Below are 14,226 nucleotides of genomic sequence, written 5' to 3' on the forward strand. Positions count from 1 at the left end.
CGATCTTTCCGGCCTGGCGCGCCTCGCGCCTCGATCCGGTGCAGGCTTTGCGTTACGACTGACCCGACCCCACGACCGACAACGGCATCTCTTGAATGAATGCGCGCTTGCGACGAGCGACCGCCACCGTCACAAGCGATTCCACCGCACAGGGCGCCGAAAGTTCGCCGCGATCTTTCCGCGTCGCAGACCGCTGCTCGCTCCTGCGCCACAGGCCGCAGCGTCTTGCCCTATGGCCTGATCAGGCCGCCGCGATAGTCGAGCTCATAGGCTTCCTCGCCATCGACGAAGATGACCTCGTGCCCGGAAAAATGAGCGATGTCGCCGCGGCTGTTGTCGATATAGTAGCCATGGGCGTGCCGGAACTCCGTGCCGCCGAGGAAATGCCGCTTGTCGCGGTACATCGCCTGAAGTGCCGCCTTGATGACGACGCCTGCCTTTTCGCCGTTGATGAGGTCAGGACGGATGATCCGGCCGAAGTAGTTCATCGCCCACTGCGGCTGATCATCCTGCCAAACGGTCTCCTGGCCTGCGAAATCGGTCCCGCCGAAATAGCTGTCGACGTAGCGCCAGCGATCCCGTTCATAGCCGATATCGTGGGAACCCGGGCGTGACGACGAGCGCCGCCCGCCGCCGCCGACATAGGTGTTTGATTTCGCTTCGACGATGAATTCTTTGAGTGGTTCGAGCGCGGCCATGATTGTTCCTCATACGTTCGAACAAAAGGATGCAGCGGTCCGTCGAGGTTGTAAAGAACAAATAGGGAACATTCACCCAATTATTGCAGGCCGCAAGCCTTCTGCCCGCGATCGTCGGTCCAGTCCTTGAGGAGGATGAGCTCGCCTTTGGCTTCGACTGGCTTGTCGTTGGATTTGCCCTTGCCAGTCAGCACATTGAGGTCGCATTGCGCGGTGTTGTCGGGATCGAGCGTATCGTAGGACGAGTAGGTGTAGCCCGCCACGACGAAGTCGAAGTTGCGATAGGCGACCGTCAGCTTCTGTTCCCAGCGGTCACGCCCGATGGCATCGTTGTGACTGGTGATGAGCAGCGAGCCGCTCGGCAGCGCTTCGATCGAGGGCGCTTGGCCGACGAGTTCGAACTGACCCCAGACCTTGTTCGGAATGGCCGATCTCAATGCCAGCGCGCCGTTGTCGCCGGTGAGGTAGAGAACGACGCCGTTGTCGTCGTCGCTGCCTTCGGCCGGTCGCACGATCAGCGCGAGATCGGAAGAACCGTCCTTGTCCCAGTCGCCGGTCGCCGCAGAGACGATACGGGCGGGGTCGATTGCGTCGGCCGCCGAAGCAACGGCAGGAAGCAGTAGCAGAGAGGGGAGAATCAGGCGTGCAAGCATGTCGGAGCGCTCCGCGTGGTTGTTCCTTTTGATATGCGGGCGCGGCACTTTCCTCAAGCGGCTTGCCCGCCGGTTAACCCGCATTCACGCGCCGTATTAACCATCGTGAACAGAACGCCTGTGCATTGCTTGACGCGTGAACAAAAATGGAACAAAATAAAAACATAACGGAAAAGGAGCCATGTTATGACTGATTTTGTTCGTGACCTCGCCGCCTTCGCGTCGATGAGCCTGTTCATCGCAAGCATCTCTTTCATCGCGCTCGGCCTCTGAAGGCGGGCGTCGATATTTTCTCTCAAGCACCTCCGCAAAGCGCCTCATCCCCGTTGAATAAGGGGGACGATATGCCAGGGGAATCTGGACATGGCGGGTGATAAACGGGATATCCTTCCGAGTGGACAGGAATCAGGGTGCGACAATGGCAGACGACAGCAAGGCAGCATCGAGTGAGGCGCTCGGCACGGATCCGCAATTCGTGCATCTGCGCGTCCACTCTGCCTTCTCCTTGCTCGAAGGCGCCCTGCCGCTGAAGAAGGTCATCGGCAAGGCGGTCGCCGATAACCAGCCGGCGATCGGGATCGCCGACACCAACAATCTTTTCGCAGCGCTGGAATTCTCGCAGAAGGCAGCCGGTGACGGGCTGCAGCCGATCACCGGCTGCCAGCTGTCGATCGACATGGAAGACGAGACCGAGGGGGATCGACGCGGCCATGGGCACCAGCTTGCCAAGCTGCCGTCGATCGTGCTGATCGCGGCGACCGATGACGGCTATACGCGCCTCGTCGATCTCGTCAGCCGCGCCTATCTCAGCGGCGAGGGCAGCCAGGCGACGCGCATCACCCGCTCCTGGCTTGCCGAGTGCGGCACCGAGGGGCTGATTGCGCTGACCGGCGCATCCGGCGGTCCGGTGGATGTCGCCATGAAGACAAGCTCGACGGCGCTCGCCGAAGCGCGCCTCGAAGCCCTGCATGATCTCTTCGGCGATCGGCTCTATATCGAGCTGCAGCGGCATGGTGGCTACGACCGGCGGCACGAAAGCCGGATGATCGAGCTTGCCTACAAGTTCGACATTCCGCTTGTCGCCACCAACGAAGCCTTCTTCCCGTCGCCCTCCGACTACGAGGCGCATGACGCCCTGATGGCGGTCGCGCACAATGCCATGGTTTCGGACGACAGCCGCTTCCGATTGACGCCGGACCATTATCTCAAGAGCCGCAAGGAAATGGCGGCGCTGTTTGCCGATCTGCCCGAGGCGCTGGAAAACACGCTCGAGATCGCCCGGCGCTGCTCCTTCATGCTGAAGACCCGTGGGCCGATCCTGCCGCGCTTTACCGGCGCGACGGCGGATCCGGAGGAGGCTGAGCGCGCCGAGTCGGACGAACTGCGTCGCCAGGCGGAGGAGGGTCTTGAAGATCGTCTCGCGAGGCTCGGCATGGCGCCCGGCTACACCGAAGAGGAATACCGCGAGCGCCTGGCCTTCGAACTCAGCGTCATCGAGCGCATGAAGTTTCCCGGTTACTTCCTGATCGTTGCCGACTTCATCAAATGGGCCAAGCAGCACGACATCCCCGTCGGGCCGGGTCGTGGTTCGGGTGCCGGCTCGCTCGTCGCCTATGCGCTGACGATCACCGACGTCGATCCGATGCGCTTCTCGCTGCTGTTCGAACGCTTCCTCAATCCCGAGCGCGTCTCGATGCCCGACTTCGACATCGACTTCTGCCAAGACCGGCGCGAAGAGGTGATCCGCTACGTGCAGCGCAAGTACGGCCGCGAGCAGGTGGCGCAGATCATCACCTTCGGTTCGCTGCAGGCGCGCGCCGCCTTGCGCGACGTCGGCCGCGTGCTGGAAATGCCCTATGGTCAGGTCGACAAGATCTGCAAGCTGGTGCCCAACAACCCGGCCAACCCGACGCCGCTTTCCAAGGCGATCGAGGAAGAGCCGCGCCTGCAGGAAGAGGCCGAGAAGGAGCCGGTGGTCGCCCGCCTGCTCGATATCGCCCAGAAAATCGAGGGCCTCTACCGCCACGCCTCGACCCACGCCGCCGGCATCGTGATCGGCGACCGGCCGCTGTCGCAGCTGGTGCCGATGTATCGCGATCCGCGTTCCGACATGCCGGTCACCCAGTTCAACATGAAGTGGGTGGAGCAGGCCGGTCTCGTCAAGTTCGACTTCCTCGGCCTGAAGACGCTGACCGTCCTGAAGGTCGCCGTCGATTTCGTGAAGCAGCGCGGCATCGAGGTCGATCTGGCGAGCATCCCGCTCGACGATCCGAAAACCTACGAGATGCTGTCGCGCGGCGAAACGGTCGGCGTGTTCCAGGTGGAAAGTGCCGGCATGCGCAAGGCGCTGATCGGCATGCGGCCCGACTGTATCGAAGACATCATTGCGCTCGTGGCGCTCTATCGCCCGGGCCCGATGGAGAACATCCCGGTCTATAACGCCCGCAAGCATGGCGAGGAGGAGGTCGAGTCGATCCACCCGAAGATCGACCACCTGCTCAAGGAAACCCAGGGCGTTATCGTATACCAGGAGCAGGTGATGCAGATCGCCCAGGTGCTCTCTGGCTACTCGCTCGGAGAGGCCGACCTTCTGCGCCGCGCCATGGGTAAGAAGATCAAGGAGGAGATGGACAAGCAGCGCGCCCGTTTCGTCGACGGCGCCGTCAAGAATGAGGTGTCGAAGCCGCAGGCCGACCTCATTTTCGACCTGCTCGCAAAGTTCGCCAACTACGGCTTCAACAAGTCGCACGCGGCAGCCTACGCGATCGTGTCCTATCAGACCGCCTACATGAAGGCGCACTATCCGGTCGAGTTCCTGGCGGCGTCGATGACGCTCGACATGTCCAACACCGAAAAGGTCAACGACTTCCGCCAGGATGCCAAGCGCCTGGGCATCGAGGTGATCGCCCCGTCGGTGCAGACCTCGTTCCGGCATTTCCAGACGGGCGAGAGCCGCATCTACTACTCGCTTGCAGCGATCAAGGGCGTCGGCGAATCGGCCGTCGAGCACATCGTCGAGGTTCGCGGCGACAAGACCTTTGCAAGCCTCGAAGACTTCTGCCTGCGGATCGACCCCAAGCTTCTCAACCGACGCGTCTTTGAAAGCCTGATTGCCGCCGGCGCCTTCGATTGCTTTGGCTACGACCGGGCGGAGCTGGTCGGCGGGCTCGATCGCATTCTCGGATTTGCCCAGCGTGCCCAGGAAAACAAGACGAGCGGGCAGAGCGACATGTTCGGCGCAGGTGCTGCCACCGGGCCGGAACGCATTGCGCTTCCGACCTACACGCCGTGGCTCGCCTCGGAAAAGCTGCACCGCGAGTTCCAGGTGCTTGGCTTCTATCTCTCAGCCCATCCGCTCGACACCTACAATGCGCTGCTCGCCAAGATGCGCGTACAAACCTTCGGCGATTTCGCAGGCTCGGTGAAAAAGGGGGCAACGGCCGGAAGGCTCGCCGGAACCGTGACCTCGAAGCAGGAGCGCAAGACGCGAACCGGCAACAAGATGGGCATCATTGCCTTCTCGGATTCCTCCGGCCAGTTCGAAGCGGTTCTGTTCTCCGAGATGCTGCACCAGTATCGAGACCTGCTCGAGCCCGGCAAATCGCTGGTCATGACGGTGGCTGCCGAAGAGCGGCCGGAAGGCATCGGCCTGCGCATCCAGACGCTACGCTCGCTCGAAGAAGAATCGCTGCAACTGCAGAAGGCGCTGCGTGTCTATGTGCGTGATTCCGGCCCGTTGAAATCGATCGCTTCGCACCTCAACACCAGGGGCGATGGTCTCGTCTCCTTCGTCGTCATCAAGGACAATGGCCAGCGCGAGATCGAGGTGGAGCTGAGCGAGAAGTTCCGGATTTCACCGGAGATCGCTGCAGCACTGCGCTCGGCGCCGGGCGTCATCGACGTCGAACTGGTGTAATCCGAGAGGGGTCCGCTCGATTGCAGCGGAGCGGCGTCTGACCAGGTTTGGAACCTAGCGATAGGCGGCCGGACGTTGGTCGGGTGTCGTCTGCCGGTCTGGGACGGATCAGTTGCCGGGACGTGTCCGGGTGATGGTGATGAAATCGGTGCCCTGACCGGTCTCCAGTCCGCTTTCCATATCGGCGATCGAGAGCGACGAGCCTTCGGCGAGCAACGCTTCCACGCGCTTGCGCACATCGTCGGAGATCGTCATGCGCGCGAGCGTGCGCTGGATACCATTATAGGCGAAGGGATCGGCCTCCATGGAGATTCCGAGGCGCTTCTTCGTCGAGGCGGGCAGGTGGTTCTCAAGCGAGACGCCGAACCATTTGCCTTCGGCACCTTGCTCTTCATTGTGGCGGAACTGGAGGAAATGGGTTCCGAGTGCCTCTTCCGGCTTGTCGATCGTAAGCCCTGCCTCAAAGAGCGGCTTGAAGCCTTGCCGCACGAGGATCTTGCCGTTCTGCGGCGGCGTACGGCCGGCCTTGCGCAGAAGCCTGTCGGTCAGTTCCGGCGTCAGCTTGCCGTCGCCGTCGAGGCCCTCGCTCGCCTGGAAGGCGCGCAGGGCCGCAATCGTCGCTGGCCCGGCATGGCCGTCGATCGCACCGGGTGCGTAGCCGAGGAAATCGAGGGACGACTGAACCTCGCGCATGGTGTCGCGTGCGTCGCTGCGGGTGATCAGGATCCGGATCGGCTCCTCGGTGGAGCGCGCCGAATTGGCGCCGCCGGGCGGCTCCCGCATTGCCACTTCCACCGGCGTGTCGCCGGCCTGGCTGATCGCGGGTCTCAGTGGCACGTCGGAAAGCGGTGGCTGGAGGTCGATCGGAGCCGGGCGGAAGAGCAGGGCGCTCTTCACCTCCAGGGGTGTTATCTGCCGGTCGGAGATCAGCACGTGCACGCCGCGCTCGGTCATCTTGTAGAGCGAGGCGGCAAATTGGCTCGGCAACCGCACGCAGCCATGGGAGGCCGGATAGTCCGGCACATGGTTGGAGCCGTGCAGCGCAATGCCCGACCAGGTAAGCCGCTGCATGAACGGCATCGGCGCGTTCGAATAGATGTTCGACTTGTGATGGCGCCGCTTTTCGAGGATCGAAAAGATGCCCGATGGCGTGGTGTGACCCGCCTTGCCGGTCGAGACCGGCGACGTCGCAATGACAGCGTCGCCGTCATAGACGACGAGCGATTGCTGGTCCTTCGAGACGATGATCTGCAGCGGCCCGCGACTGCCTGCAAAACCGGTGGCCGGCGACAAGAGCAGTGCGACGACGCTGGCGGTGAGAGCGAAACGCGATACCATACACTCAACCCAACACGTGACTTGGCGAACAAGCCTAGTCGCCAATCTTTAAGGAATTCATCCTGATGTGTGTGGGGTCGATCAAGGTTGCGTGATCGCTCTGCGAGGCGTGTCTGCTCGAGCAAGCGCGCCTGCGGTTTTACGGATCGCGTTTTTTGGTGCCGAACGTGTAGCCGGTTTCAACGCTCGCCTTGCCGAACTTGTCGCGCAGCCTGTTCATCGCGTCCTCGGCCGCAGCGCGTCTGGTGGCCGCGGGATCAACGAGATCCGGCGGATCGGCGAGATCCGGGGCGGAGAGATCGCTGACTCCGATACCGATCAGCCGATACTTCGTTCCGTCCGCCTCTTTTTCCAGAAGCTGCAGGCCGATGCGAAAGATGCGGTCGGCAAGGCGGGTAGGGCTGTCCAGGCGCCTGTTGCGGGTGCGGATCTTGAAGTCGGCGGTTTTGAGCTTAAGAACGACCGTCTGGCCAGCGAGTTCGGACTTTCGCAGCCGGTGGGCCACCTGCTCGCTGAGGCGCCGCAGATGCGTGACAAGGTCGTCGTAGCGCGCGATATCGTCGTTGAACGTCGTCTCTGAGGATACGCTCTTGGCTTCGCCATCGATTTCGACCGCTCTTTCGTCGAGCCCGCGCGACAGGCGGAAGAGCCGTTGCCCCATGGTGCCGTAGCGGCGCATGAGGTCGCCTTCCTCCATGGTCTGCAATTGCCCGATCGTGCGCACGCCGTCACGCTCCAGCGTCGCGGCAAAGGCCTTGCCGACGCCCCAGATCAGGGTCACCGGCTTTTCCCGCAGGAAGTCCAGCGCCTCGGCCTGGCCGATGACGGAAAAGCCGCGCGGCTTTTGCAGGTCTGACGCCACCTTGGCGAGGAACTTGCAATAGGAGAGGCCGACCGAGACGGTGATGCCGATCTCCTGCTCGATCCGGCGGGCAAGACGCGCAAGCGTGCGCGCCGGCGGATCGTGATGCAGCCGCTCCGTGCCGCTGAGTTCGAGGAAGGCCTCGTCGATCGACAGCGGCTGCACCAGCGGTGTCAGTTCCTGCATCAGCGTGCGCACCTCGCGGCCGACACGGGCGTATTTCTCCATATTAGGCTTGATGACGATGGCCTGCGGGCAGGCTTCCAGCGCCTTGAACATCGGCATCGCCGAGCGCACGCCGTGAATGCGGGCGACGTAGCAGGCGGTGGAGACCACGCCGCGCTTGCCACCGCCGATGATCACCGGCTTGTCGGCGAGCTCCGGGTTGTCGCGCTTCTCGATCGAGGCATAGAAGGCGTCACAGTCGATGTGCGCCAGCGTCAGGTCATAGAGCTCCGCATGCCGCAGAATGCGCGGGCTGCCACAGGCCAGGCAGCGCCGCACCGACGCCGCCTGTTCCTTGAGGCAGTCGCGGCAGAAGCCTGGAGAGTGAGCAGCGCTGTCGGGCATATCGGGAACAAATATTGAACATTGCGACCTTAAGCTCTACTCTAGCGAGTCTCAAGGAGGCGCGATTGGAAATCACAATGCAATTGTCGCCGTTGAAAAGGATCGCCGGGCGCGTCTCGCGCAGCGCGGGCGTAGCTGAATTTGCGCCGCCGGGCAGCCGGTCCGGGCTAGCCGCGGAAATGTGCGCGAATGGCGGCAGCTGCCTCCGGCCAATCGGCGACAGCACGAATGTCTGCGTCGAGCTTCGGCGCGAGCGCCTTGAAATCCGAGTCGGCCATGAGGTTGATCGGCAGGCAGGACGGCGCGTGATCCTTCACCGATCGCAAATTGCGAAGCATGTCGTCGATGAAGACCAGCGGAACGGTTCGGCCGCCGTGAAGTTTTTGGACGATCGGGCCCTTGGGCTCTTCGGACGCAAGCAGCGGATAGGGAAGGCCGAGCCGATCGAGAAGCGCGCGGCGGACCGTGGCGTGCTGCGGCGGCATCGCGGTCAGAAAGACGATATCGGCTTCCTCCGACAATGCGGCGAGCGTCTCGACGGCCCTGGCGGCGGGCGTCTGCCAACGATCTTGCGAGCCGTAGAAGGCGTCGAGCAGGATTTTGACCTCCGGCTCAGCCACTGGCTGCTCGTCCGCATGCGTAATGATGTTGCCGGTCAGGCGGAACGACCGGGGCAGCAGCACATGGCCGCAGCTCCCGAGGAACGCTTTGAACGGATTGATGAATTCGAGCACGACATCGTCGATGTCACTGACGATCAGCGGGCGGTTGCCAAGCGTGATGCTGTGAACTGTCGGCGCGTTTGCCACCCTCAATCCTCGAAGCCTGCGTGGCCGGAAAGCACCGTATGGGCGCGCACAACGTCTTCGGGCGCCGTACCGGTCGCTGTACAGAATGCCATCAGGGTCGGCTCATGGTCCATCAGAAAGGCGACGAGCCCGCCCATGAAGCCGGGTTCGGCGATGGCGTTGCGCAGCGCCGTCGGGTCTGTGCCGGTCAGCGCCAGGAAACGGGACAGGAGTTCCGGCTCGCCGGCAAGCCAGGCGAGAATGTCTACTGCAATTTCGTCGGCGCTCTTCAATGGTTTGTCCCCGTATGGTTTTTACGTGCGGAGTTACCTATTTTTCAACCAAATAGGCCTATCTCTGACGTTGAGGAAATGGGTCGAGTCGTCGGCTCCGCACGTTAATTGTCCTGAGGAGACTTGCAAGGTGACGATGGACAGCAAGGGATCGACATGCCCAAACAGGTGATGATTGTTGAGGACAACGAGCTGAACATGAAGCTCTTCCGCGACCTGATCGAGGCCTCCGGCTATGCGACGATCCAGACTCGCAACGGCATGGAAGCGCTCGAGCTTGCGCGCAAGCATCGGCCCGATCTTATCCTGATGGACATTCAGCTGCCGGAGGTTTCCGGCCTGGAAGTGACGAAGTGGTTGAAGGAAGACGACGAACTGCACGTCATCCCGGTCATCGCGGTTACCGCATTTGCAATGAAGGGGGACGAGGAGCGTATCCGCCAGGGCGGATGCGAGGCCTATGTCTCCAAGCCGATCTCCGTACCGAAGTTCATTGAGACGATCAAAACCTACCTGGGCGATGCCTGAGCGGCGGGAAAATTGATATGACTGCGCGTATTCTTGTTGTCGATGATGTTCCGGCCAATGTGAAGCTGCTCGAGGCCCGGCTGGTTGCCGAGTACTTCGACGTGCTGACGGCCAGTGACGGTTATGCCGCCTTGGCGCTCTGCGAAAAGACGCCCATCGATCTGGTGCTGCTCGATATCATGATGCCGGGCCTCGATGGTTTCGAAGTCTGCGAGCGGCTGAAGGCCAACCCGAAGACGGCGCATATCCCGGTGGTCATGGTCACCGCGCTCGACCAGCCTTCCGACCGCGTGCGTGGCCTGAAGGCCGGGGCCGATGATTTTCTGACGAAGCCCGTCAACGATCTGCAACTGATGTCGCGGGTGAAGAGCCTGGTGCGGCTGAAGAACGTCAGCGACGAGCTACGCCTGCGGGCGCAGACGGCGCAGACGATCGGGCTTGAGGATATCGGCCGGGTGGACCGGCCAGACGAGCCAGGCAACGTCCTGCTCGTCGATGGCCGCGGCTCGTCGCAGGAGCGGCTGCAGCGTGCGCTGAAGCCGATCGCCGAGGTCTCGGTCATCTCCGATCCGCAGGCCGCACTGTTCGAGGCGGCGGAGAACAATTTCGACCTCGTCATCGTCAATGCGAATTTCGACGACTACGATCCGCTGCGGCTCTGCTCGCAGTTGCGCTCGCTGGAGCGCACCCGTTTCATCCCGATCCTGCTGATCGCCGAACAGGGCAGCGACGAACTGGTGGTGCGCGCGCTCGATCTCGGCGTGACGGATTACCTGATGCGGCCGGTCGACCCCAATGAACTGATCGCCCGCTCGATGACCCAGATCCGGCGCAAGCACTGCAACGACAGGCTGCGGTCGAGCGTGCAGCAGACGATCGAGCTTGCCGTCACCGACGGCCTCACCGGGCTGCACAACCGGCGCTATTTCGACACGCACCTGAAGTTGCTGATGGATCGAGCCGCCGCGCGCGGCCGGCCGCTGTCCATCTGCATGACCGACATCGACCGCTTCAAGCAGGTCAACGATACCTATGGTCATGATGTCGGCGACGAAGTGCTGCGGGAATTCGCCAATCGCATCCGCACGACGGTGCGGGGAGCCGATCTTGCCTGCCGGTTCGGCGGCGAAGAGTTCATCGTGGTGATGCCGGACACCTCCGCCGAAATGGCAGCCGGTGTCGCCGAGCGTCTGCGCACGATCATCGAAAGCCTGCCATTTGCGATCCCGCAGGCGGATGGTCCCTTGAAGGTCACCGCATCCATGGGGATTGCGACGCTCCGGCCCGGCAACGACACGGCCGAAGCGCTGCTGAAGCGCGCCGATACGGCGCTTTATCAGGCCAAGCACGAAGGCCGTAACCGGGTGGTGGCAGCCGCCGCCTGAGCCGCGGCTGACGCGTCTCAGGCCCCGGCGCCCTTCAAGGAATTTCTTGGGCCGCCTCTTGCGGCCTGCATTCAAAGTTGTATTCTCGCGTCACCTCTTGCTACCGGGGAGTTTGGGTAGCAGCAGGGATCATGCAGTGTGCCTGTCCAGGTCTGATACAGAATTAACCATGCGCCGAGCGGCACCGCTCCGCGCATTAAGAATTCGTTGATTTTTTTTTATTTTCAGGTGATGCTCATGAAAGAGGGGGCATCGGCCTTCTGCGATATTCGTTACCCCATGATGCTCAGGTCCGCCGCATCTCCTGGGTCGTGGGGTCGGTCGGTTGGCTTTTGGCGTCCGCGGAATCCTCGTGCCGCAGTCAGAGGCCAGCCGACCCCCTTTCCGACACGCCGTCCCGCCTTCGGGGCGGCGTTTTGATTCTGGGGCAAGAGCCGGGGAGGGCGAGCCGTTTGCTGGCGCCGGCGTGAACGCGTTGCGCTCGGCAAATTTTTGAGATGCCCAAGGCGCTGGCCCAAAAAGGAAAAGGCGCCAGACCTTGCGGTCGGCGCCCTTCAATTCCCGAAAACCGGCGATCTTACTTGATCTTGGTTTCCTTGAATTCGACGTGCTTCTTGACGACCGGGTCGTACTTGGTCTTCGTCATCTTTTCCGTCATCGTACGGCTGTTCTTGGTCGTGACGTAGAAGAAACCCGTGTCGGCTGTCGAAAGCAGCTTGATCTTGATGGTGGTGGCTTTTGCCATGGTCGTCCTGCCTTTGTAACAATGAAAGCCGTGGACAACCGGTTGCGGGCCACGGGCAAGGTTGGCGCGAAACTACAAATCGCGGCCGAAAAGTCAAGACCGTTTTGGTTTCAAAACGATCCTGACCACCGAAAGCGCGACATAGAGACCGAAAAAGCCGGCGATCGCCCAGGCAAAACCGTTGTTGCCGGTAGCGTCCATCGCCGCGCCGATCGCCTGCGGCCCAGCGACGGTACCGACGGCATAGGAAAACACGAAGGCCGCGTTGGCGGCCGCGAGATCCGCGCCCTGCAGCCGTGAGCCCAGGTGGCTAAGGCCGACCGTGTAGAGGCCGGAGACGCAGCCGCCCCAGAACAACAGCACGATTGCCATCAGAAACCAGCTCTCGACCAAGAGCGGCAGGAACAGTGCGCCGATGAGGCCGATCAGCGTCATCGCCGAGAGCAGTGTGCGGCGGTCTTTGACCCTGTCGGAAAGCATGCCGACCGGGATCTGGAAGATGAAGTTGCCGACGCCCATGACGGTCAGCAGCAGCGCCGCCTGCGATTCGCTGAAACCGGACCGTGTTCCAAAGATGAGGAACAGTGAAAGGCCACCTGATTCGACCGCGCCGAAGATGAAGACGGCGGCCGTTGCCGTGGGCACGAGGAAGACATAGCGCAGGAAATGCCGCTCCGGCTTCTCGTCGATGACAGGGCTTTCGTCGCGCGCAAGAAAGATCGGCACGGACGCCAGCAAGATGACGCCGGCGCCGACGAGGAAGGGCAGGAGGCCTTCGCTGCCGAGGATCGAGAAGAGAAGCGGTCCGGTCAGGAACCCGAGCGACAGGAATGTGCCGTAGATTCCGAGCACGAAGCCGCGCTTGCGCGGCGGCGCCGTCGCGTTGATCCAGAATTCGGAGAGAATGAAGAGGACGGTGATCGCTCCGTGGAAGACGATCCGGAGCGGGAACCAGAGCCAGAAATTGGTGATGTAATAAAAGCCGAGCGCGCTGGTGGCCGCGATCAGTACGGCCCAGAGCATCGTCGGCGCTACGCCATGTCGGTGAGCGAACTTCGTCGTGAACGGGGCAGCCACCATCGATGCCAGGCCCGCCATGGCGGAGTTCAGGCCGATGAGGGTCGAGGAAATCCCGCGCTTCTCCATGATGATGGAAAGCAGCGGCAGCCCGAGGCCGATGGCGATGCCGACCGCGCTGATGGCGGCGACGGCCGCGATCAGCGACCGCCAGTGAATTTCCTCAACCGGTGCAGCCGTACCGGGCGATGGCTGTGACATCTGACGCGGATCCTTAGAGCAACGTGCGCACGAAGCGCCCATGGCGCGAGGTGTAGAGCGGAACCGGTCGTTCGCAGGGCAGCGAAGGATCGGCGTCCAGTCCGTTCCTGAGGTCCGCGAGGATGACCGCGGTGATGTCAGGTATCCGTAGCGACGGCGTAGCGTTCACATCGATCCACTGCAAATCCTGAAGCTCCCGACTGTCCAGGAACCGCGTGGGATCGATTTCGGCCTCGTCGGCGAACACGGCGAAGAAGCGCGTATCGAACCGCCTCGTGTTGCCTGGAGGGGTGATGGCCCGAGCCATATAGCGCAACTTTGCAAGATCGGGAAGAAAGGGAACGGGAGCTTCGGCGGACGGAAGCGGCGCGCCTATGGCGATGCCGGCTTCCTCGTAGAGTTCACGCAGGGCGGCAAGCGCGAGCGCGCGCGCCCGGGCATCCGACAGTCCGCGCGCGCCGGCAACCTTCAGCGTTCGCAGGACGGAGGGATGGAGATCGGAACCGAAGCCAATTCGGTGATCGCCGGTATCGCGACGTCCGCCGGGGAACACGTAGAGATCCGGCATGAAGGCGTGGGCACTATGGCGCCGCCCCATCAGCACGTGCACGCGGCCGCCAACGCGATCGAGCAGCATGATCGAAGCGGCATCCCGGGGCCGCAGGGTCGCGGGACGCGGAGGCTTGGGCTCGCTGCCCGTCTCCCGCGCCGGCGTCATGCCCGTTCGTCCCTCGGCGGCAGTACGTCCTCAGGGGCATCCTCGTGTCCGCCGAAGCCATGCATCTTCAGCGCCCATTGCAGGCCGATGACGGCGCCCTTTACAGGCTGCAGCAGCGCCAGCGAACTGATGACGGTGATCGGCGCCCAGATGGCGAGATGCTGCCAGCTGTTGAGCGGCAGGATAAGATCGGTCGCCATGTAGCCGGCAAGCACGAGGTGGCCGACGATGGTCACGACGATATAGGGCGGGAAGTCGTCGGCGCGGTGGTGGTCCATGCGCTCGCCGCAGGCCGCGCACGTCTCAACCGACTTGAGGTAGCTGCGAAACAGCTTGCCACTGCCACACGCCGGACAGCGACCAAGAAAGCCGCGCTTCATCGAAAGACTAACGGAGCGCTCGTCGCTTTTGGACCCGCCCAGATGAAGTGTTTCGCCTGATGCTGCTTTCATGT

Annotated in this window: 13 protein-coding genes; 3 read left to right on the forward strand and 10 right to left on the reverse strand. The window is 62.5% G+C overall.

Annotated elements, in window-relative coordinates; translation table 11 throughout:
* Positions 1-230: 230 nt before the first annotated feature.
* Positions 231-698, reverse strand: coding sequence for a DUF5680 domain-containing protein (locus tag L981_RS08790; protein WP_043614070.1), 468 nt, complete (start codon positions 696-698; stop codon positions 231-233).
* Positions 699-778: 80 nt separating this feature from the next.
* Positions 779-1,351: a hypothetical protein gene (locus tag L981_RS08795; RefSeq protein WP_043614184.1), complete on the reverse strand. Its 573-nt coding sequence runs from the start codon at positions 1,349-1,351 to the stop codon at positions 779-781.
* 418 nt (positions 1,352-1,769) lie between these two features.
* Between L981_RS08795 and dnaE the strand changes: the two genes are divergently transcribed.
* On the forward strand, positions 1,770-5,267 hold the full coding sequence (gene dnaE / locus L981_RS08800; protein ID WP_043614072.1) for a DNA polymerase III subunit alpha: 3,498 nt from the start codon (positions 1,770-1,772) through the stop codon (positions 5,265-5,267).
* A gap of 108 nt (positions 5,268-5,375) precedes the next feature.
* Here dnaE and L981_RS08805 read toward each other — a convergent pair whose 3' ends face one another.
* The 4 genes from L981_RS08805 to L981_RS08820 all read right to left on the reverse strand — a co-directional run bounded on the left by L981_RS08805 (position 5,376) and on the right by L981_RS08820 (position 9,118).
* Positions 5,376-6,605 carry a L,D-transpeptidase family protein gene (locus L981_RS08805; RefSeq protein WP_043614074.1) on the reverse strand — a complete coding sequence of 410 codons (1,230 nt, stop codon included), beginning with the start codon at positions 6,603-6,605 and terminating at the stop codon, positions 5,376-5,378.
* A gap of 139 nt (positions 6,606-6,744) precedes the next feature.
* Complete coding sequence (locus L981_RS08810; RefSeq protein ID WP_043614077.1) at positions 6,745-8,037, reverse strand: DNA polymerase IV; 1,293 nt, start codon at positions 8,035-8,037, stop codon at positions 6,745-6,747.
* Positions 8,038-8,204: 167 nt separating this feature from the next.
* Positions 8,205-8,846 carry a hypothetical protein gene (locus L981_RS08815; protein WP_043614084.1) on the reverse strand — a complete coding sequence of 214 codons (642 nt, stop codon included), beginning with the start codon at positions 8,844-8,846 and terminating at the stop codon, positions 8,205-8,207.
* A 2-nt stretch (positions 8,847-8,848) separates the two neighbouring features.
* Positions 8,849-9,118: a DUF3572 domain-containing protein gene (locus tag L981_RS08820; RefSeq protein ID WP_043614086.1), complete on the reverse strand. Its 270-nt coding sequence runs from the start codon at positions 9,116-9,118 to the stop codon at positions 8,849-8,851.
* Positions 9,119-9,274: 156 nt separating this feature from the next.
* On the opposite strand from L981_RS08820, the gene L981_RS08825 reads away from it, so the two are divergent.
* The gene (locus tag L981_RS08825; RefSeq protein WP_003537642.1) at positions 9,275-9,646 is read left to right on the forward strand and encodes a response regulator; all 372 of its coding nucleotides are present in this window, start codon (positions 9,275-9,277) and stop codon (positions 9,644-9,646) included.
* A gap of 17 nt (positions 9,647-9,663) precedes the next feature.
* Positions 9,664-11,031 carry a PleD family two-component system response regulator gene (locus L981_RS08830; RefSeq protein ID WP_043614090.1) on the forward strand — a complete coding sequence of 456 codons (1,368 nt, stop codon included), beginning with the start codon at positions 9,664-9,666 and terminating at the stop codon, positions 11,029-11,031.
* 577 nt (positions 11,032-11,608) lie between these two features.
* Here L981_RS08830 and rpmG read toward each other — a convergent pair.
* From rpmG to L981_RS08850, 4 genes are all read right to left on the reverse strand, one after another.
* On the reverse strand, positions 11,609-11,776 hold the full coding sequence (rpmG, locus tag L981_RS08835) for a 50S ribosomal protein L33 (RefSeq protein WP_034795357.1): 168 nt from the start codon (positions 11,774-11,776) through the stop codon (positions 11,609-11,611).
* Positions 11,777-11,869: 93 nt separating this feature from the next.
* Positions 11,870-13,054 (reverse strand): MFS transporter, encoded by a 1,185-nt coding sequence (locus tag L981_RS08840; RefSeq protein ID WP_043614093.1) that lies wholly within the window; start codon positions 13,052-13,054, stop codon positions 11,870-11,872.
* Positions 13,055-13,067: 13 nt separating this feature from the next.
* Positions 13,068-13,772, reverse strand: coding sequence for an NUDIX domain-containing protein (locus L981_RS08845; protein ID WP_043614095.1), 705 nt, complete (start codon positions 13,770-13,772; stop codon positions 13,068-13,070).
* Positions 13,769-14,224 carry a DUF983 domain-containing protein gene (locus L981_RS08850; protein ID WP_043614190.1) on the reverse strand — a complete coding sequence of 152 codons (456 nt, stop codon included), beginning with the start codon at positions 14,222-14,224 and terminating at the stop codon, positions 13,769-13,771. The genes L981_RS08845 and L981_RS08850 overlap by 4 nt, the downstream gene beginning before the upstream one ends.
* Between the last annotated feature and the right edge of the window lie 2 nt (positions 14,225-14,226).

The sequence above is a fragment of the Ensifer sp. ZNC0028 genome, assembly GCF_000799055.1.
Lineage (GTDB): Bacteria > Pseudomonadota > Alphaproteobacteria > Rhizobiales > Rhizobiaceae > Ensifer.